19 protein-coding genes are annotated in these 19,277 nt (G+C 74.7%); 11 read left to right on the top strand and 8 right to left on the bottom strand.

Going from position 1 to position 19,277, the window contains the following annotated elements:
• Positions 1-26 precede the first annotated feature (26 nt).
• Complete coding sequence (locus AB0F68_RS21820) at positions 27-1,232, top strand: FAD-dependent monooxygenase (protein ID WP_357341332.1); 1,206 nt, start codon at positions 27-29, stop codon at positions 1,230-1,232.
• 4 nt (positions 1,233-1,236) lie between these two features.
• Here AB0F68_RS21820 and AB0F68_RS21825 read toward each other — a convergent pair whose 3' ends face one another.
• Both AB0F68_RS21825 and AB0F68_RS21830 read right to left on the bottom strand, forming a co-directional pair.
• Positions 1,237-1,764: an SRPBCC family protein gene (locus AB0F68_RS21825; RefSeq protein ID WP_357341337.1), complete on the bottom strand. Its 528-nt coding sequence runs from the start codon at positions 1,762-1,764 to the stop codon at positions 1,237-1,239.
• 2 nt (positions 1,765-1,766) lie between these two features.
• Positions 1,767-2,072 (bottom strand): metalloregulator ArsR/SmtB family transcription factor, encoded by a 306-nt coding sequence (locus AB0F68_RS21830; RefSeq protein WP_357341339.1) that lies wholly within the window; start codon positions 2,070-2,072, stop codon positions 1,767-1,769.
• Between the two features lie 87 nt (positions 2,073-2,159).
• Here AB0F68_RS21830 and AB0F68_RS21835 point away from each other — a divergent pair, with 87 nt between their 5' ends.
• Entirely contained in the window at positions 2,160-3,089 is a 930-nt protein-coding gene (locus tag AB0F68_RS21835; RefSeq protein ID WP_357341341.1) for an LLM class F420-dependent oxidoreductase, read from the top strand.
• A gap of 72 nt (positions 3,090-3,161) precedes the next feature.
• On the opposite strand, the gene AB0F68_RS21840 is transcribed toward AB0F68_RS21835, so the two are convergent.
• Entirely contained in the window at positions 3,162-3,368 is a 207-nt protein-coding gene (locus AB0F68_RS21840) for a hypothetical protein (protein WP_357341343.1), read from the bottom strand.
• Between the two features lie 97 nt (positions 3,369-3,465).
• Between AB0F68_RS21840 and AB0F68_RS21845 the strand changes: the two genes are divergently transcribed.
• Together AB0F68_RS21845 and AB0F68_RS21850 are read left to right on the top strand one after the other, a co-directional pair.
• A complete protein-coding gene (locus AB0F68_RS21845; protein WP_357341346.1) occupies positions 3,466-4,188 on the top strand; it encodes a hypothetical protein in 723 nt (240 codons plus the stop codon).
• The gene (locus AB0F68_RS21850) at positions 4,185-5,417 is read left to right on the top strand and encodes an FAD-binding protein (protein ID WP_357341349.1); all 1,233 of its coding nucleotides are present in this window, start codon (positions 4,185-4,187) and stop codon (positions 5,415-5,417) included. The genes AB0F68_RS21845 and AB0F68_RS21850 overlap by 4 nt, the downstream gene beginning before the upstream one ends.
• A 29-nt stretch (positions 5,418-5,446) precedes the next feature.
• On the opposite strand, the gene AB0F68_RS21855 is transcribed toward AB0F68_RS21850, so the two are convergent.
• The 3 genes from AB0F68_RS21855 to AB0F68_RS21865 are packed head-to-tail and all read right to left on the bottom strand — an operon-like array spanning position 5,447 to position 8,290.
• On the bottom strand, positions 5,447-6,589 hold the full coding sequence (locus tag AB0F68_RS21855; protein WP_357341351.1) for a site-2 protease family protein: 1,143 nt from the start codon (positions 6,587-6,589) through the stop codon (positions 5,447-5,449).
• Positions 6,590-6,640: 51 nt separating this feature from the next.
• Positions 6,641-7,510: an alpha/beta fold hydrolase gene (locus AB0F68_RS21860; protein WP_357341353.1), complete on the bottom strand. Its 870-nt coding sequence runs from the start codon at positions 7,508-7,510 to the stop codon at positions 6,641-6,643.
• Between the two features lie 39 nt (positions 7,511-7,549).
• Positions 7,550-8,290, bottom strand: coding sequence for a TetR/AcrR family transcriptional regulator C-terminal domain-containing protein (locus AB0F68_RS21865; RefSeq protein ID WP_357341355.1), 741 nt, complete (start codon positions 8,288-8,290; stop codon positions 7,550-7,552).
• Between the two features lie 85 nt (positions 8,291-8,375).
• Between AB0F68_RS21865 and AB0F68_RS21870 the strand changes: the two genes are divergently transcribed.
• The 5 genes from AB0F68_RS21870 to AB0F68_RS21890 all read left to right on the top strand — a co-directional run bounded on the left by AB0F68_RS21870 (position 8,376) and on the right by AB0F68_RS21890 (position 13,434).
• Positions 8,376-9,827, top strand: a complete 1,452-nt coding sequence (locus AB0F68_RS21870; protein WP_357341358.1) for an MFS transporter — start codon at positions 8,376-8,378, stop codon at positions 9,825-9,827.
• An 83-nt stretch (positions 9,828-9,910) separates the two neighbouring features.
• Positions 9,911-10,801 carry an ABC transporter ATP-binding protein gene (locus AB0F68_RS21875; protein ID WP_357341360.1) on the top strand — a complete coding sequence of 297 codons (891 nt, stop codon included), beginning with the start codon at positions 9,911-9,913 and terminating at the stop codon, positions 10,799-10,801.
• Between the two features lie 30 nt (positions 10,802-10,831).
• Entirely contained in the window at positions 10,832-11,638 is an 807-nt protein-coding gene (locus AB0F68_RS21880) for an ABC transporter permease (RefSeq protein ID WP_357341363.1), read from the top strand.
• 30 nt (positions 11,639-11,668) lie between these two features.
• Positions 11,669-12,814, top strand: coding sequence for a sensor histidine kinase (locus AB0F68_RS21885; protein WP_357341376.1), 1,146 nt, complete (start codon positions 11,669-11,671; stop codon positions 12,812-12,814).
• Positions 12,811-13,434, top strand: coding sequence for a response regulator transcription factor (locus AB0F68_RS21890; RefSeq protein WP_357341378.1), 624 nt, complete (start codon positions 12,811-12,813; stop codon positions 13,432-13,434). Before AB0F68_RS21885 ends, AB0F68_RS21890 begins: the two co-directional genes overlap by 4 nt.
• Positions 13,435-13,440: 6 nt before the next feature.
• Here AB0F68_RS21890 and AB0F68_RS21895 read toward each other — a convergent pair whose 3' ends face one another.
• Both AB0F68_RS21895 and AB0F68_RS21900 read right to left on the bottom strand, forming a co-directional pair.
• Positions 13,441-14,352: a L,D-transpeptidase family protein gene (locus AB0F68_RS21895; RefSeq protein ID WP_357341385.1), complete on the bottom strand. Its 912-nt coding sequence runs from the start codon at positions 14,350-14,352 to the stop codon at positions 13,441-13,443.
• Between the two features lie 82 nt (positions 14,353-14,434).
• Positions 14,435-15,880, bottom strand: coding sequence for an alpha-amylase family protein (locus AB0F68_RS21900; RefSeq protein ID WP_357341387.1), 1,446 nt, complete (start codon positions 15,878-15,880; stop codon positions 14,435-14,437).
• A 353-nt stretch (positions 15,881-16,233) separates the two neighbouring features.
• Between AB0F68_RS21900 and AB0F68_RS21905 the strand changes: the two genes are divergently transcribed.
• Positions 16,234-17,802: a ferric reductase-like transmembrane domain-containing protein gene (locus AB0F68_RS21905; protein ID WP_357341389.1), complete on the top strand. Its 1,569-nt coding sequence runs from the start codon at positions 16,234-16,236 to the stop codon at positions 17,800-17,802.
• Entirely contained in the window at positions 17,799-19,265 is a 1,467-nt protein-coding gene (locus tag AB0F68_RS21910; RefSeq protein ID WP_357341391.1) for an NADH-ubiquinone oxidoreductase-F iron-sulfur binding region domain-containing protein, read from the top strand. The genes AB0F68_RS21905 and AB0F68_RS21910 overlap by 4 nt, the downstream gene beginning before the upstream one ends.
• Positions 19,266-19,277: the final 12 nt, after the last annotated feature.

Here is a 19,277-nt window from a genome sequence, read left to right on the forward strand (position 1 = left end):
GTCTAAGACGGCTGTACCGTCAGGGCATGACTGATGTGCTGATCTCCGGCGCCGGTGTCGCCGGCCCCGCGCTCGCCTGGTGGCTGCACCGCCACGGCTTCCGGCCGACCGTCGTCGAGCGCGCCCCGGCGCTGCGCGACGGGGGCTACAAGGTGGACGTCCGGGGCGCGGCCCTGACCGTCCTGGACCGGATGGGCCTGCGCGAACAGGTGCGCCGGCGCGACACCGGGATGCGGCTGGCCCGCTTCGTGGACGCGTCCGGCGCGCAACTGGCCACCATGGACGCCGCGCTCTTCGGCGGCCGAGAGGGGGACGACGTCGAGCTGATGCGGGGCGACCTGGCCCGGCTGCTCGTCGACGCCACCGGCGACGTGGAATACCTCTTCGGCGACTCGATCGCCGCGCTGGAGCCGGCCACCGACGGGGTGGACGTGACCTTCGCCGGGGGCGGGCGCCGCCGCTTCGACCTGGTGATCGGCGCCGACGGGCTGCACTCGACGGTACGCCGGCTGGCGTTCGGCCCCGCCGCGACGCACCTGCGCCCGCTCGGGCACCACATCGCGATCTGCACCGTCCCGGCCGAGTTCGGCGAGGAGCGGGTCGAGCTGATGCACCCGGCGCCGGGCCGGACCGTCGGGGTCTACCGCACCGCCGGCGCGCCGCACGCCCGGGCGCTGTTCCTCTTCCCCTCGCCCGCCGAGGAGCCCGGCCACCGGGACCTGCCCGCCCAGCGGGCGGCGCTGGCCCGGGCGTTCGCCGGGGCCGGCTGGCGGGTGCCCGAGCTGCTCGCCGCCGCCGCCGACGCGCCGGACTTCTACTTCGCGCCGATGAGCCAGGCGCGGATGGACCACTGGTCCACCGGCCGCATCGGGCTCGTCGGCGACGCCGCCTACGGCCCCTCGCCGGCCTCCGGGCAGGGCACCAGCCTCGGGCTGGTCGGCGCGTACGTGCTGGCCGCCTCGCTGGCCGAGGCCGGCGGGGACCCGGTGGCCGGGTTCGCCGGGTACGAGCGGCGGATGCGCCCGTTCGTGACGGCGAACCAGCGGTTGGCCGAGGGCAATCTCAAGGGGATGGTGCTCTCCTCGACCGCGCAGATCCGCTTCCAGACGCTGATGCTGCGCCTCATGCCGCGCCTGCCCGGCCGGGAGCGGATGATCCGCCGGGTCACCGAGCCGATCCGGCGGGCGGCCACCGCGATCACCCTGCCGGACACCCCGGCGGCCGCGCGCTGACCCGTCAGTCCGTCAGGTGCTCGTCGTACGCGGCGCGCAGCTCGTCCCAGCCGAACTCCTTGGCCTCGGCGCCCCGGATCGGGCCGACCGGGTCGCCGTCGAGCAGGTGGCCGGCGACGTCGAGGCAGAGGTGCCAGCCGGCCGCCATGCTGGCGCCCAGCGCGCGGTCGTCGAAGCGGTGCCGCAGGGTCAGCCGGGTCCCGCTTTCCGTGCCGGCCAGCTCCCAGCGCAGCAGCCCGTCGCCCCAGGTGTATTCCAGCAGGGTGGGCGGCTCGGCGCGGCGCACGGTGGCCGGGGCCGGCCAGCTCCGGTCGCCGTCGATGGTGCTCAGCGTGACCGCCCCGGGCGTGCCCAGGTCGCGGTCGGCCAGGAAGGGGGCCCACTGGGCGAGCCGGTCCGGCTCGGTGAGCGCGGCCCACACCTTCGCCGGCGGATGCCGCAGGTCGCGGACGAAGACCAGGTCCCACCGGTCGCCGGCCGGTGCCCAGGCGACGTCGGCGAGCGGGCCGGGCCGGAAGCTGTCGCGGTCCATGATCACTCCTTGTCGAGGTGGCGTTCCAGGGCGTCGAGGTGGTCGGTCCACATCCGCCGGTACGGCCCGAGCCAGTCGTCCACGGCACGCAGCGGGCGGAGGTCGATCCGGTAGATCCGCTGCTGGGCGGCGGTGCGGCAGGTGACCAGGCCGGCCTCGCGCAGCACCTTGAGGTGCTTGGAGACGGCCGGTTGACTGAGGCCGAGCGCGTCCACGAGGTCGCCGACGCTGCTCTCCGCCCGGCGCAGCCGGTCGAGGATGCGGCGTCGGGTGGGCTCGGCCAGCACGGCGAAGGCGTCCCCGGACACACCTCGAATATGCCCCGCCGCGCATATGCCTGTCAAGGAATACGAGGCGCGGGCGCGGCGGGCCCGCCCGCTTCCTATGCTCGGTGCATGGAACTGCGGATCTTCACCGAACCTCAGCAGGGCGCCCGCTACGACCAGCTGCTCGCCGTGGCGCGCCGCGCGGAGGAGACGGGCTTCGGCGCCTTCTTCCGCTCCGACCACTACCTGAAGATGGGCTCGGTGAGCGGCGACCCGGGCCCGACCGACGCCTGGACCACCCTCGCCGGCCTGGCCCGGGACACCAAGACCATCCGGCTCGGCACCCTGATGACCGCGGCCACCTTCCGGCTCCCCGGGCCGCTCGCCATCACCGTCGCCCAGGTCGACCAGATGAGCGGCGGCCGGGTCGAGCTGGGCATCGGCGCCGGCTGGTACGCCGAGGAGCACACCGCGTACGGCGTCCCGTTCCCGCCGCTGGGGGAGCGGTTCGACCGGCTGGAGGAGCAGCTCGCGATCATCACTGGGCTCTGGGAGACGCCGGCCGGGTCGACCTTCGACTTCCCCGGCAAGTACTACCCGGTCAGCGACTCCCCGGCGCTGCCGAAGCCGGTCCAGCAGCCGCGCCCGCCGATCCTGCTCGGCGGCATGGGTCCGAAGCGGACGCCCCGCCTCGCGGCCCGCTACGCCGACGAGTTCAACCTGCCGTTCGCCTCGGTGGAGGACTCGGCGGCGCAGTTCCAGCGGGTGAAGGACGCCTGCACCGGGATCGACCGCGACCCGTCCACCATGACCTGGTCCAACGCGCTGGTGCTCTGCTGCGGCCGGGACGACGCCGAGGTGGCCCGGCGCGCCGCGGCGATCGGCCGGGAGCCCGCCGAGCTGCGGGAGAACGGCGCCGCCGGCACGCCCGCCGAGGTCGTCGACAAGCTCGGCCGGTACGCGGAGATCGGCAGCGAGCGGGTGTACCTCCAGCTGCTCGACCTGGCCGACCTGGACCACCTGGAGCTGGTCGCCGCCGAGGTGATGCGGCAGCTCTGAACGCGAGGACTCAGCGGGCCGGCCCGGGGCGCACCGTGTCCAGCCGGCCGTCCCGGTCGCTGTCCAGACAGGTCAGGTCCGGGACGCCGACCGGCCCCCGACGGTGCGGGGCGGCGGCCCCGGGTGGGGGATCGGGTCGGGCTCGGGCTCCGGGGTCGGCGGCGGCGCCGGGGCCGTGCCGTAGGCCCCGGTCGGCTCGGGACCCACGCCGGTCGGGTCGAGCTCCTCCTCCGACGGATGCACGTCGCCCCGGAGGGTCGGGTCGCGGTAGCTGCTCATGTCCACAGGGTGCCCTACCCGGTGGCGGGGCAACCACGACTTGCGCGATTGGCGGATGATGCACCCGGACACCGGCGCCGGGAACGGGGGGAACGACATGGAGCTGCACCGGAACCGAGGGGTCCTGCCGCTGGCCCTCGTCTGCGTGGCGGGCGGGGTGATGGTGCTCGCGGTCGCCGGTGACGGGCCGGTGCTGCGGATGCTGGTCGCCCTGGGGATCGTGGTGATCGGCGTCAAGGTGCTGGTCGGCGCGCTCCGGCCGTTCCGCTGCGTCCTCGGCCCCGAGGGGCTGGAGGTGCGCCGACCGGGCCTGCGCGGGACGTACCGCTGGGAGCAGTTCGCGGCGCTCGCCCTCGACGACGCGGGCCGGCTGGTCGGCGTGCCCGGGCCCGGGCTGCCGCTGGGCCTGCCGGTCACCGCCCGGCATCCGCGCGACGGCCGTCCCGCCGTGGAACTGCTCGACCTCACCCAGGTGCGGGAGAGCCCCGACGAGGTGACGGCGGCCCTGACCCGGTACGCGGGCGACCGGTTCACCGACGCCCGCAGCCGGCCGGCCGGCGCGGACCTCGACTTCACGATCGGGCTGCGCGGCTACGACGTCCCCGAGGTCGACCGGCTGGTGCACCGGGCCCGCGAGGCCCTCACCCGGGGCGGGACGGCGGAGCGGCGGGCCGCCCGGGCGGAGATCGAACAGGCCCGGGCCGCCGGACTGCCGGTGGCGCTGCGCGGGTACAACACCACGCAGGTGGAGGCGGCGCTGGACGCGCTCTGCGCCGCTCTCGCCGAGGACACCAGCACCGATCGGGAGGCCACCGCGTGACCGGCACCAACTGGGCGGGCAACGTCACCTGGTCGGCCCGGGCCCGGCACGAGCCGGCGACCGTGGACGAGCTGCGCCGGCTGGTGGCCGGCGCCGACCGGGTCCGGGCGGTGGGCACCGGACACTCGTTCAACCGGCTGGGCGACACCACCGGCGTACAGGTGTCGGTGGCCGGGCTCCCGCCGACCATCGCGCTCGACCGCGACCGCGACCGCGGCACCGTCACCGTCGCCGCCGGGCTGCGCTACGGCGACCTGGCCACCGCCCTGCACGCCGAGGGGTACGCGGTGGCGAACCTCGCCTCGCTGCCGCACATCTCGGTGGCCGGCGCGGTCGCCACCGCCACCCACGGTTCCGGACCGACCCACGGCAACCTGGCCACCGCCGTGGCCGCCCTGGAACTGGTCACCGCCGACGGTGACCTGCTGACCGTGGACCGGGCCGACCCCCGGTTCGCCGGGCTCGTGGTCCACCTCGGCGCGCTGGGCGTGGTCACCCGGCTCACCCTCGACGTGGTCCCCGCCTTCGAGGTGCGGCAGTACGTCCGGCTCGGCCTGCCCCGCGCGGCGCTGGACAGCGCCCTGGACGCGGCCTACAGCGTGAGCGTCTTCACCGGCTGGCGGTCGCCCCGCTTCGACCAGGTCTGGCTCAAGCAGCGGGCCGACCAGCCGCCGCCCCCGGCGGACTGGCTGGACACCCGCGCCTCCGACTCGCCCCGCCACCCGGTGCCCGGGATGCCGCCGGAGAACTGCACGGCCCAGCTCGGCGCGTCCGGGCCGTGGCACGAGCGGTTGCCGCACTTCCGGCTCGGCTTCACCCCGAGCAGCGGCGACGAACTCCAGTCCGAGTGGCACCTGGCCCGGTCCGACGCCGCTGCGGCGCTGGCCGCGCTCGACCCGGCGGCCGAGCGGATCGCCGCCGTGCTCCAGGTCTGCGAGCTGCGTACCGTGGCCGCCGACGGGTTGTGGCTGAGCCCGAACTACGAGCGGGACAGCCTGGCCGTCCACTTCACCTGGGTCGGCGACCCGGCGGCGGTGGCGCCGGTGCTGGCCGAGGTGGAGGAGCGGCTCGCCCCCTTCGACCCGCGCCCGCACTGGGGCAAGCTCTTCGCCCGTGACCCGGCCGCCGCCTACCCCCGCCACGACGACTTCCGCGCCCTGCTGCTTGAGTTCGACCCGGCCGGCAAGTTCCGCACCGCGCTCCTGGACCGCTACTTCCCCCGCCACTGACCTGCCGGCACTCCACCGCCGGGCGAGGGTCAGGAGCGCCCGGCGGTCGTCTGCTCGCGCATGCTGCCGCGCTGCACGGCGCGGCTGATGTCGCTGGGCGAGACGATCCCGACCAGCCGCTCGTCGGCCACCACGAGGGCTCGGCCGTCGGCGCACTGGCTGAGCCGGGGGAGCAGGTCGGTGAGCTGCTCGTCCGGGTTGGCGAGCACCAGCTCGTCGGCGCGGCAGGAGACCTCCGCGAGGGTGGTCGCCTCGCGCCGGTCGGCCGGGATGCCGCGGACCCGGTCGAGGGTCACCAGCCCGACCGGCCGCCCCTGGTCGGTCAGCGGCAGCGCCGAGTGCCGGTATGCGAAGAGGTAGTGGTCGACGAAGTCGGCGACGGTCATCTCCCCGGAGGCGGTCTGCGGCTGCGGGGTCATGACCTCGGAGACGCGGATGCCGCGCAGCGCGCTGCCCATCCGGGCCTGGCGCTCCTCCATGCCGGCGGCGCCGATCAGGAACCAGCCGATGAGCGCCAGCCAGAGCCCGCCCACGCCGCTGCCGGCCAGGAACTGCCAGAGCCCCAGCCCGATCAGCAGCGCGCCGAGGACCCAGCCGGCCCGGGCCGCCACGACGGAGGCCTTCGTCCGGTCCCCGGTGGCCTTCCACACCGCCGCCCGCAGCAGCCGGCCGCCGTCCAGCGGGGCGGCCGGCAGCACGTTGAAGATCGCCAGCAGCACGTTGATGCCGGCCAGCCAGGAGAGGGAGCCGAGCAGCAGGCCGTGCGCCCCGGCCAGGGCGAGCAGCACCGCTATCGCGCCGAAGAAGAGCCCGATGATCAGGCTGACCAGTGGTCCCACCCCGGCGATGCGCAGCTCGGCGCCCGGGTCGCGGGCCTCGCCCTTCAGCTCCGAGACGCCGCCGAAGAGCCAGAGCGTGATCCCCTCGACCTCGATGCCGTTGCGTTTGGCGACCACGGCGTGGGCCACCTCGTGGGCGAGGAGGCCGAGGAAGAAGACCACCGCCGCGGCCAGCCCGGCGGCGACATACGCCACGACCGAGTGGCCCGGATACGCGCGGGGGAACTGGCTGGCGGACAGCGCCCACGCGATCAGCAGGAAGATGACCAGGACGCTCCAGTTGACCCCGACGGGTACCCCCGCGATCCGGCCAAGCCGGAAGCTCGCCCTCATGGCCCCGTCATACCCCGCGCAGCCGGAGCCACACCAGGGCGGACCGCGCCGTCACTTGCCCTGCGTCGAGGGACCACGGCCGGGGGCCGTGCTGACGACGGTGGGCGAGTACTCGTTGGCCGCCTCCACGGCCCACTCCAGCGCGAAGTCCGCCTCCTCCTCCCAGCCGGGTTCGCCGCCCACGAAGTGGGACCGCCCCGGGAACTCCCGGTAGCTGGTGATCGCCGTCGAGCCCCGATAGAGGTTGGCGGTGGAGGACGCCAGCGAGGCCGGCACCACGTGGTCCTCGCCGCCGGCCGTCACCAGCAGCGGCGCCCGGTCGGACCGCTTGGTGTTCGCCGCAGTGGCCGAGGTCGGGTCCAGGTTGGCGAACGCCCCCTCGAAGAAGACGTGGCCCGCGGCGGGCACCGCGTACCGCTCCCAGGCGGCGTCCGACTCCTCGCGGCTGATCGTGTTGCCGAAGGTGTAGCGGAAGTCCTCGGGGGTGAACGGCACCGCGCGCTGCCGGTTCGCCGGGTTGCGCAGGATGGCGAACCCCGAGCGCAGGGTGCTGAGCGGGAGCTTCAGCACGCCCTTCACCGGCGCGGGGTGCAGGCCGACGACGGCGGCGCCGAGGCCCCGGTCCAGGAGCAGTTGGGCGATGAGGCCGCCGAACGAGTGACCCATGATGATCGGTGGCCGGGGCAGCTCGCGGATGATGGCCGTGTAGTGGTCGACGATGCCGGCGATCCGCTGCGCGGCGATCGGCGTCGTGTCCTCCCGGAGCCGCTCGACGTCGACGTCCATGCCCGGCCAGGCCGGCGTGAGCACCCGGAAGCCGCGCGCTTCGTACCGGTCGACCCAGTGCTCCCAGCTGCGTGACGTCATCCAGAGGCCGTGGATCAGCACGATCGTGTCGACCCGTCCCGTCGGTGCGCTCATGCCGTGACCTTCCGTGCCGCTACGAGTGAACGCGGCTGGTTACCCGGCGCGGCCGCCCTCACTCCCGGCCGGGACGTACGTGGCGACGCCCCGGATCAGCAGGTCGACGCCGAAGAGGAAGCGCTCGTCGCCGCCGCCCTCCATCAGGTCGTCGAGGTGCCCGGTGATGTTCGGGTACGTCCGGGCCGGCAGGTTCCCGTAGTAGGTGCGCAGCTGCTGGTCCAGCCCGGCCCACCAGGTCTCCCGGTCCTGCCCGGAGGCGCGCACCTTCTCCGCGTACAGGGCGCCCTCGTAGGCGTCGCCGGCGATGTAGAGGAAGAGCCGGTCGAGGAACCAGGCCGCCGGGCGGGGCGGCACCCCACCGGCGAGCAGGATGGCGAGCATGCCCTCGGTGACCCGCAGCGCGTTGGGGCCGGTCGGGATGGTGGCGAGCGAGGCGAGCGCCAGGTTGGTGTGGGTGGCGTAGACCCGGTAGGCCTGCTCGGCGACCTCCCGGATCTGCTCGGCCCACCGCGCCGGCTCCGGGTCCGGCACGACGATCTCGGCGCTCGCCCGGTCGACCAGCAGCTCGAGCAGCTCCTCCTTGCCGGAGACGTGGGCGTAGAGCGAGGCGGGGCCGGTGCCCAGCTCCTGGGCCACCCGCCGCATGCTCAGCGCGCCGAGCCCCTCGCGGTTGATCAGGGCGAGGGCGGCGTCGACCACGGCCTGCTGGCTCAGCGGTCGACGGGTCGCCCGGCTGCGCGGCCGGGTACGCCACGGGGGCGCGGGGGTTTCACTCACCCGAACATCGTACTTGCCGCGAACGCCGTTCGTTGATAGAACAGTGTTCGTCAACGAACAGTGTTCGCTCCGATCGGGGGACCGCATGACCACCGAACTCACCGCGCCGCACCCCGCGGCGCCGCCCGCCGCGGGTCACCGGTGGCGCTGGATCGCCCTCGCGGTGATCCTCGCCGCCGAGGTGATGGACCTGCTCGACGTGCTCGTCACCAACCTCGCCGGTCCGGCGATCCGGGCCGACCTCGGCGGCTCGCCGGCCGTCATCCAGTGGATCGGCGCCGGCTACACCCTCGCCATGGCCGTCGGCCTGGTCACCGGCGGCCGCCTCGGCGACCTGTACGGCCGGCGCCGGATGTTCCTGGTCGGGGTGCTCGGGTTCACCGCCGCCTCGGCGGCCTGCGCCGTCGCCGGCAGCCCCGGCACGCTGATCGCCGCCCGGGTGGCGCAGGGCCTGCTCGGCGCGCTGCTCCTCCCGCAGGGGCTCGGCCTGATCAAGGAGATGTTCCCGCCGGAGCAGCTCGCCGCCGCCTTCGGCGCGTTCGGCCCGGTGATGGGCATCTCCGCGGTCGGCGGGCCGATCCTGGCCGGCTGGCTGGTCGGCGCCGACCTCGCCGGCACCGGCTGGCGCGCGATCTTCCTGATCAACGTCCCGCTCGGCCTGCTCGCCGCCCTCGGCGCGGCCCGCTTCCTGCCCGCCTCCCGCCCCGGCCACGCCACCCGGCTCGACCTGCCCGGCGTCGCGCTCCTCTCGGTCGCGGTCTTCCTGCTGGTCCACCCGCTCGTGCAGGGCCGCGAGCTGGGCTGGCCGGCGTGGAGCTTCGCGATGCTCGCCGGCGCGGTCGTGGTGCTGGCGGTCTTCGCCCGCTACGAGCAGCGCCGGCAGCGGTCCGGCCGGGACCCGCTCGTGGTGCCCGCCCTGTTCCGCCGCCGCGCCTTCACCGGCGGGCTGGTCGCCGGGCTGGCCTTCTTCACCGCGCTGGCCGGCTTCTCGCTGGTCTTCAGCCTCTACCTCCAGCTCGGGCTCGGCTGGTCGCCGCTGCGCGCCGGGCTGGCCGGCGTGCCCCAGGCGCTCGGCATGGTGGCCGCCTTCGTGCTCGCCGGGGCCGGCCTGGCCCAGCGGCTCGGCCGGCGGCTCATCCACCTCGGACTCGGGGTGGTGCTGGCCGGTGTCGCCGGGATGCTGCTCACCCTCACCCTGGCCGGCGCCGACGTCACCCCGTGGCGGATGGCGCCCGCGCTGCTGGCGGTCGGCTTCGGCATGGGCCTGGTGATGGCGCCGTTCTTCGACATCGTGCTCTCCGGGGTCGAGGAGGCGGAGACCGGCTCGGCCTCCGGCACGCTCACCGGCGTGCAGCAGCTCGGCGGCGCGCTCGGTGTGGCGCTGCTCGGCACGGTCTTCTTCGACGGGCTGACCGACTCGGTGTCGCACGCCGTGCGGGTCACCCTCCTCGCCGAGCTGGGCCTGCTGCTGGTCACCGTGGCCGGCGCGTTCCTGCTGCCCCGCCGGGCCCGGGAGGGCGCGGGCGGTGGGCATTGAACGCCGTCCCCTGACAAATGTCACGGCCGGAAGATGACGCGCGCTCCGGGGACCGGACCACCGGTCCCCGGAGCATCGTTGTCATGACCGACATCCCACCGGCCGTCGAGCTGGCCGGACTCACCAAGACCTTCGGCCCGGTGACCGCCGTCGACGGGCTCGACCTCCGGATCTCCCCGGGCGAGGTGGTGGCCTTCCTCGGCCCCAACGGCGCCGGCAAGACCACCACCGTGGACATGCTGCTCGGGCTGGCCCGCCCGGACGCCGGCACCGTACGGCTCTTCGGCGGCACGCCCGCCGACGCCGTCCGCCTCGGCCGGGTCGCCGCCGTGATGCAGACCGGCGGCCTGCTCAAGGACCTCACCGTCGCCGAGACGGTACGGATGACCGCGCACTTCTACGGCCACACCCGCTCGGCGGTCGAGGTGCTGGAGCGGGCCGGCATCGCCGACATCGCCGACCGCCCGGTGGGCAAGTGCTCCGGCGGCCAGCAGCAGCGGCTGCGCTTCGCCCTGGCGCTGCTGCCCGACCCCGACCTCATGGTGCTGGACGAGCCGACCACCGGGATGGACGTCGAGGGGCGGCGGGACTTCTGGCAGGCCATCCGGGCCGACGCCCGCTCCGGCCGGACCGTCCTGTTCGCCACCCACTACCTGGACGAGGCCGACGCGTACGCCGACCGGATCGTGCTGGTCCGCCAGGGCCGGGTGGTCGCCGACGGCACCACCGCCGAGATCAAGAACCTGGCCGCCGGCCGGGTCGTCCGGGCCACCCTGCCCGGCGCCGATCAGGCCGTGCTGGCGGCGCTGCCCGGCGTGCGGTCGGTCGAGGTGCGCGGCGACGCCGTGCTGGTCCACACCGAGGACTCCGACGTCGTCGCCCGGCACCTGCTGACCCGGACCGCCGCCCGGGACCTGGAGATCACCTCGCGCAAGCTCGAGGACGCCTTCCTCGCCCTGACCACCTCCGCCTGACCGCGACCACGCCCAATCCCGGAGCCTGAGATGACCGTCACCGCCTCATCCGCCACCACCTCGTCCGACCGGGCCGCGAACCGCCGGCCCCCCGCCCTGGGCGGGTTCTCCGCCGCCGTGCTCGGCATCGAGATCCGCCGGGTGCTGCGCAACCGCCGCACGCTGGTGTTCATCCTGATCATGCCGGCGGTGTTCTTCCTGCTGTTCGGCCTGCCGCAGCGCGGGCAGAACCTGGACAACGGCCTGCCGATCACCGGCTGGATCATGATCAGCCTGGCCGTCTACGCGGCCATGGTCGCCACCACCAGCGCCGGCGCGGCCGTCGCGACCGAGCGGGCGCTGGGCTGGAGCCGGCAACTGCGGCTCACCCCGCTGCGCCCGGCCGCGTACGTGGCCACGAAGGTGGCCACCGCGATGGTGCTCGGCCTGCTCGGCGTGCTGGTCGAGTTCACCGTCGGCGCCGCCTCCGGGGTCCGGATGCCGGCGCACGTCTGGGTGGAGTCCGGCCTGACCGCCTGGATCGGTTCCCTGGTTTTCGCCGCCCTCGGCCTCTTCGTCGGCTACCTCGCCCCGGCCGAGAACGTCATGCAGTTCATGGGCCCGGCGCTGGCCATCCTGGCCATGCTCGGCGGGCTGTTCGTCCCGCTCGACGTGCTGCCCCACGCGATGCAGCAGATCGCCAAGTTCACCCCGGTGTACGGCGTCGGCCAGCTCGCCCGGGCGCCGCTGACCGGGGCCGGCGTGGACTGGGCGGCGGTCGGCAACGTGGCCGCCTGGACCGCCTTCTTCGGCCTCGGCGCGGCCCGGCTGTTCCGCCGCGACACCACCCGAGTCTGACCCGCGCCGACGGGGGCTAGCGTGTTCACGATGCACCTTCCGTGGGACCGGAGCTACCTGGCGACCCGCCACTGGCGGTTCACCGGCTGGCTGCTGGCCGCGGTCTGGCTCTTCTTCCTCAACATTCCGCTGCTCGCGGCCCTGCATCAGCCGGAGGTCTGGCGGCGGGTGGTGGGCGCGGGGACGCTGATCGCCTTCGGTGTCTGCTACGTGCTCGTCTTCCAGTGGGCCCGGGCCCGCCGGCTGCAGCACCGGGCCATCCCGCTCGTTCCGGCCTGGGCGGCCCTGACACTGCTGGTCGGGCTCGGCCTCGCCGGCATACCGGGCACCGGTGGCGACTGGCTGACCACGCTGGTCTTCGTCGCCGCGGCGGCGGTGTTCCTGCTTCCGGGCTGGCAGGCGCTGGTGGTGGTGGCGCTGGCCGCGCTGACCCCACCGGTGACGGCCGCGCTGGTCCCCGGCTGGGCGGCGGAGGGCACTGTGATCTTCGCCGTCCTGCTCGCCTCGTTCGCCATGTTCGGGGTGACCCGGCTGACCCAGCGCAACGCCGAACTCCAGGGCGCCCAGCAGGAGATCCGCCGGCTGGCGGTGGCCGAGGAGCGCGCCCGGACCGCGCGCGACCTGCACGACATCCTCGGGCACTCGCTGACCGTGGTGGCGGTCAAGGCGGAGCTGGCCGGTCGGCTGCTGGAGCTGGATCCGGCCCGGGCGGCCACCGAGGTCGCCGACATCGAGCGGCTCGCCCGGCAGGCCCTCGCCGACGTGCGGGGCACCGTCGGGGCGTACCGCGGGGTGAGCCTGGCGACGGAGCTGGCCGGCGCCCGATCGGCGCTGGCCGCCGCGGGCATCGTCGCGGACCTGCCGGAGTCGGTGCCGTCCCTGCCGGCCGAGCGGGACGAGCTGTTCGGCTGGACGGTCCGCGAGGGGGTGACCAACGTGGTCCGGCACAGCGGCGCCCGGGGCTGTGAGATCCGGGTCGACCCGGCGGCCGTGGAGATCCGCGACGACGGCCGGGGGACGGACGGCGAGCCGGAGGCGGCCGGCCACGGTCTGGTGGGGCTCCGCGAGCGGGCCCGGCGGCTGGACGCCGCGGTCACCGTCGGCCGGCCCCCCGGCGGGCGTGGCTTCCTGCTCCGGGTGAGCCTGGCCGACACCGGACGGGGGAGCACCGGATGACCGCGCAGATCAGGCTGCTGCTCGCCGACGACCAGGCGTTGGTCCGGGGCGCGCTCGCCGCGCTGCTGTCGCTGGAGCCGGACCTCACCGTGGTGGCCGAGGTGGGGCGGGGCGACGAGGTGGTGCCGGAGGCGCTGCGCACCCGGCCCGACGTGGCCCTGCTCGACGTGGAGATGCCCGGCCTGGACGGGGTGGCGGCGGCCGCGGCGCTCCGGGCCGCGCTGCCCGGGTGCCGGGTGCTGGTGGTGACCACCTTCGGCCGACCCGGCTACCTGCGCCGGGCCATGGAGGCGGGTGCGAACGGCTTCGTGGTCAAGGACACCCCGGCCCGGCAGCTCGCCGACGCGGTCCGCCGCGTGCACGCCGGGCTGCGGGTGGTCGACCCGACGCTCGCCGCGGAGACCCTGGCCACCGGGCCGAGCCCGCTCACCGAACGGGAGACCGAGGTGCTGCGAACCGCCCGGGGCGGCGGCACGGTGGCCGAGCTGGCGACGACGCTGCACCTCTCCGAGGGAACGGTGCGCAACCACCTCTCCGCCGCGATCGGCAAGACCGGCGCCCGCAACCGGGCCGACGCGGTGCGGGTGGCCGAGGAGAACGGCTGGCTGCTCGGCGACTGAGCCGGCTCAGGCGGTGGCCGGTGAGGCGGGGAGCTGGTCCACCACCACGACCGAGGTGCCCGGGCGCAGCTCGGCGAGGAGCTGCCGCTGCCCGCTGCGGGTGAGTCGGATGCAGCCGTTGGTGACGTTCTTGCCGATCGTGGCGTCGGTGTACCAGCTGTGCAGTCCGATGTGCGCTCCGCGCAGCCCGGTCGGCACCGCGCCCGGGTCGTCGGGGATCGCGCCGAGGGCGAAGATGTCCACCCCGCCGTAGACGTCCTGCGGAGGTGGGGTGCGGCCCAGGACGAAGGTGCGGCCCAGCGGGGTGGACTGGCCCGGCATGCCCAGGCTGACCTCCCAGGAGCGCACCGCCCGGCCGTCCCGGTACCAGGTGAGCCGGTGCGGGCGGCGTTCGACCACGATCTGGTCGGGCAGCGCGACGGTGCGCCAGTTGCCGGCCGGCAGCCAGGCGATCCGGCGGTTGGCCGAAGGGAGCAGGACCGCGGTCCAGCCGACCCGCCGCTCGACGATCGGCACGGTCAGCTCGACGCCGCTGATGGTGGGGGCCAGGAAGGCAAGCGGCCGGCCGCCCGGCCCGTCGTACGCGGCCACGGTGCGGGTCGGCGTGAGCCCCTCGGCCAGCGGCCGGGTGTCGGCCGGGCCCGGGTCGGCCGGGAACCCGCCGGGCGCCGGATCGTAGGTGACCACCGGCAGGTCGTCCGGGGCGGGCGCGGCGGCCGGCACGGACTCCGCGGGGGACGGGGTCGGCTCGTCGGGAGCCGGTGGCAGCGCCGCGGTGGGCGCCGCGACCACCGGCGCGGGGGACGCCCCGCCGGTCAGGCTCCGCCCGACCAGGGCGGCCCCCAGCAGCAGCGGTACGCCGAACGCGGCGAGCAGCCAGCCGAGCGTCCAGCGCGAGAACAATCGGTCAAACAGCACGATCGGTACTCTAACCGGACAGAGGCCCCCCGGGACCGCGAACGGCCGTGCGGGGGACCTCCGGTTCAGCGATCCGCCGCCGTCAGGGCAGCTTCGCGCCGAGGTGGATGGCGACCGCGTCGTGCGCGTTGACGGTCGCGGCGAACCAGCCGTTCGAGTCCACGGTGATCACCGGACCGCTGCACGAGCCGTTGCCGAAGTCGCCGTGGATGACGTCGCAGTAGCGGCCGGCCGGCAGGCCGGTGTAGTAGGACCGGCCGGTGATCGCGAAGTCCTCGTCGTTGATGGTGAGGTAGCCCTTGCCGGCCCGGCTGAACGCGATGTGCTGCCAGCCGTTGTCGTACCAGTTGGCGACGCCGGCGCCCTGGGTGGCGTTGGCGAAGCCGACCATGTTGGCGATCACCCGCCAGCGGTGCTCGCACTCCCAGCCGGAGTAGCAGGTGGTGTTCGACGTCTTGTTGCTGGCGTCCGAGGGCGGGCCCTGGTCCTTGTTGCTGAACGTGTAGCTCGACATCACCGCCGGGGTGCCGTACGGCCAGGCGAGCATGAAGGCGTTCGCGAGGGCGTACTCGCCCCGGTCGCGGTAGGTCAGCACGCCGCCGTCGCGCTGGGTGTCGTGGTTGTCGGTGAAGACCACCGCGGAGCCGCCGGGCAGGTAGCCCCAGGACTCGCCGAAGTTCCTCAGGTACGCCAGCCGCTCGCTGTTGAACATCCGGGCCAGGTCCTTGCCGTACCGGAACTCGTGCACGTCGCCGTTGCCGGTGTACTCGGTCGGCTGGATCGGCTCGCCGGCGCCGTAGATGACCTCCTGCACCAGGTAGGCCGAGCGGGACAGCTTGCCCTTGACGGCGGCGATGTCCGCGGCCGGCATGTGCTTGCTGGCGTCCAGCCGGAAGCCGTCGACGCCGAGCGACAGCAGGTCGTTGAGGTACGTGGCGAGCCGGGTGCGCACGTAGTCCGACTCGGTCTTCAGGTCGGCGAGGTTGACCAGCTCGCAGTTCTGCACCTCGTACCGGTCGCCGTAGTTGACGATGTCGTTGTTGCCGTTGCGGCCGCAGTAGTGGAAGTCCTGCGACGAGTAGGTGCCCGGGTAGTCGTAGTGGCCGTAGCCGCTGCCGGCCCAGCCGGTGCCGCCGTTGTCCTGGCCGGACATGTGGTTGACCACGGCGTCGACGATGACCTTCACGCCGGCGTTGTGGCAGGTGTTCACCATCGCCTGGAACTGGGCCCGGGTGCCCTTGCGGGACTCGATCCGGTAGCTGACCGGCTGGTAGGCCACCCACCACTGGTTGCCCCGGACGTGCTCCTGGGGCGGGGACACCTGGACGTAGCCGTAGCCCTTCGGGCCGAGGGTGGTGGTGCACTCGCCGGCCACCGAGGCCCAGTTCCACTCGAAGAGCTGGACGATGACCTTCTTGCTGCCGGGGGTGGCCGCGGCGGCCGGGGGAGCCGCCACGGTGGTGGGGACGAGCAGGCTGGCGGCCAGGCCCAGGGTGAGGGCGGCCGCGAGCCGTCGACGTCGATGCATCGGGACTCCTGAGGGGGTGCGGCGCGGGGGAAGGCTCCAGTGTCGGCTTTTTGCAAACCGGCCTGAAATTTGCGGCAAGGTTACAAGCGTGTTGCAAGAGCTGTCAACGGATGGAAATACGTCGTTGCGTCAGGCGCTACACGCGGCCCGGGGGCGGGACGGTTCGACGACGGGCCGAGAAATTCACCACCGGAGGTGATCCGCCCGTGCCGTCCGTCCGTACTGGAGGACGGAGCAGGGTCGGCCGGTGGGGGTGCCGCCGCGAGACGATCGAGGAGCAGATGGCCCGGGCAGAGCAGAACGAGAAGGCGACGACCGTCCGGACCGCCAGCAGCAGCCGAGGTGCCCGGACGATGTCGAAGTCCGCGATGGTGGCGCTCGCCGCGTCGGCCCTCGCCGTCGCGTGGGCCGGCCTCGAACTGGCCGGCGCCGGCACCGTCATGTACTCGTACGGCTTCTTCTTCACCGAGTTCTTCGCCGGGGTGGTCGCCCTGGTCTCGCTCAGCCTCACCGTGATGCTGGGGCTGCTCGCCACCGACCGGCTGGTGCTGCTCATCCGGCACCGGGTGCTGCTCCAGTCCGCGCACCGGGCCACCGGCATCCTCGGCGTGGCCGGGCTGGTCTGCCACGTGATCACCAAGATCTCGATCGGCCGGGCCGGGCCGACCGACGCGGTGGTGCCGTTCCTCGCCGGCCGGGGCCTCTACGTCGGGCTGGGCACCGTCGCCGCGCTGCTGATGGTCGGCGTGCTCTGGACCGGTCTCATCCGGGTCCGGTTCGCCGGCGTCGGTCCGAGGTGGTTCTGGCGCGCGCTGCACTCCATGGCGTACGTCTCCTGGCCGTTCGCGCTGCTGCACGGGCTCAACGCCGGCCGGGCGGCGAAGACCTGGGTGGTGGTGAGCTACCTGGCCTGCGTGCTGCTGGTGGTGATGGCGCTGCTGGTCCGCCTCTCCGTCCACCTCGGCAAGCGCAGCCGGGAGCAGCACCAGGCCGCCGCGCTGAACCAGGCGATGGTCGGCAAGGGGGAGGAGCGCACGGGCCTGTTCGCCGGGCTGACCCGGCGCCGGGCAGCCGGCCGGGACGAGAGCCGCCGGAGCCGCGAGGGCGGCTGGGCGGAGGCCACCGCGACCTGGACCGCGCCCGCCGGCACCGCCCGGCGGCGCGATCCCGAGCGGTTCGCCGTACCCGTGGTGCCGGAGCCCGGGACGCTGCGCGAGCCGGTCCGCGCGGCGGCCGCCCGGCGGCGCGCCGAGGCTCCGGTCTCCCCGGCCCGCCGGCGGGACGCGGAGCCGGCGCCGGCCGCCCGGCGACGCGCAGAGCGCGAGCGGGTGGCCCGCCGTGAGGAGCGCGAGGCGGTGGCCCGGCGCCGCGACGACGAGCGGGTCGGCCGCCGCTACCGGGACGAGGAGGAGCGGACCGCCCGTCGGTCCCGGGTCGACGAGGATGCCGTCGCCCGCTACTCGGCGCCGCCGGAGAGCGGCGGCCGGCACTCGGCCCCGCCGGACACCGGCAGCCGCTACGTGACCCCGGCGGAGGTCGCCCGCTACTCGGCTCCGCCGCGCCGGACGGACGAGCCGGAGGAGCCGTGGGACAGCCCGCGCCGCTGGGAGGGCGAGCCGGTCTCCGGCGAGCCGATCTCGGCCGGCCCGATCTCGGGCAGCCCGATCTCGTCGGCGCCGCGCAGCGGCAGTGGCCGGCACAGCGTCGAGGAGGACGTGCCGGAGGAGCCGGACTACTGGCGCCCGCCGGCCCGCTACGCCCCCGACGACGCCTTCGTCGACGACACCCCGACCCTGGTCGACCTCGCCTCCCGGCGGGCCATGAAGGCCTCCGGCGAGAGCCGGTCGAGCCGGCGCAAGCGGGCCAACGCGGACGCCGTGGACGGGGCGTACTGGGCCGGGCTGCGGGGTGAGGCGAAGTGATGCGGACGACGGTGCCGCCGGTGGCCTGCGTCGGCGAGCCCCGGCTCACTGCGGGCTTCGCCGAGTTCGGCCGGCTCGACCTGCTGGCCCACGAGGAGGTGCACGGCCCGATTGGGCCGGTGGAGCCGGCCGCCCTGCTCCGGCTCGCCGAGGCGATCGACCTCAAGGGCAAGGGCGGGGCCGGCTTCCCGTTCGCCCGCAAGCTGCGCACGGTGCTGGAGTCCTGCGAGCGGCAGGGCCTCGCCGCCGTCGTGGTGGTCAACGCCACCGAGGGCGAGCCGGCGAGCTGGAAGGACAAGGTGCTGCTCACCCGGGCCCCGCACCTCGTCCTGGACGGCGCCGCGCTGGCCGCGTACGCGCTCGACGCCGAGGAGATCGTGATCGGGGTGGCCGACGACGACGTGGGCCGGCCCTCGCTCACCGAGGCGTTGCAGGAGCGGCGGATGCCGGTGCCGACCACCATGGTCACGGTGCCGCACCGGTTCATCTCCGGCGAGGGCGGCGCCCTGGTCAACGGGATCAACGGCCTGCCGCACATCCCGCCGGGCACCAAGAAGCGGTCCAGCGACTCCGGGGTGAGCGGCCTGCCCACCCTGCTCTCCAACGCCGAGACGTACGCCCAGCTCGCGATCGCCGCCCGGATCGGCCCGTACGAGTACGCCGCGCTCGGCACCGACGACGAGCCGGGGACCGTGCTGCTCACCGTCACCGGGGCGGCCAAGCGGCCCGCCGTGGTGGAGTGCGCGGCCGGCACCCCGCTGCGGGAGATCCTGGAACTCTGCGAGGTGCCCGACGGGCCGGGCATCCTCATGGGCGGCTACCACGGCAAGTGGATCACCCCGGAGGCGGCGGACCGGGCCGAGGTCTCCCGCAAGGGGCTCGCCGCGGTCGGCGGCACCCTGGGCGCCGGCATCGTCGTCCCGCTGCCCCGCGACACCTGCCCGCTCGGCGAGGCCGCCCAGGTGGTCCGCTACCTGGCCGGCGAGTCCGCCGGGCAGTGCGGCCCGTGCAAGATGGGCCTGCCCGACCTGGCCCGCGCCGTCGACCTGGCGGTCTCCGGCAGCGCCCCGATCGAGGTGGTCCGGGCCGCGGCCGGCGACGTGAAGGGGCGCGGTGCGTGCAGCCACCCCGACGGCACGGCCCGGTTCGCGCTCTCCGCCATGGAGGTGTTCGCCGAGGACCTGCGCCTGCACGCCACCGGCGAGGGCTGCGGCAAGCGGGTCAAGGGCGTGATGGGGCTGCCCGGCGCGCCCGACGGCAACCCGCAGAAGCTCACCCTCGACTGGTCCCGCTGCGACGGGCACGGGCTCTGCGCCCACGTGGTGCCGGACTTCATCCGGCTCGACGGCAACGGTTACCCCGCCTTCCCCGCCACCCCCGTGCCGACCTGGCTGCGGCAGGGCGCGCTCAAGGCGGTCAAGGTCTGTCCCGAACTCGCGCTCCGGCTGGTCAAGGCGGAGTAGCCGGACCCAGAG

Origin of the sequence: Micromonospora sp. NPDC023966 (assembly GCF_040639095.1) — a bacterium.
Classification (GTDB): Bacteria; Actinomycetota; Actinomycetes; order Mycobacteriales; family Micromonosporaceae; genus Micromonospora.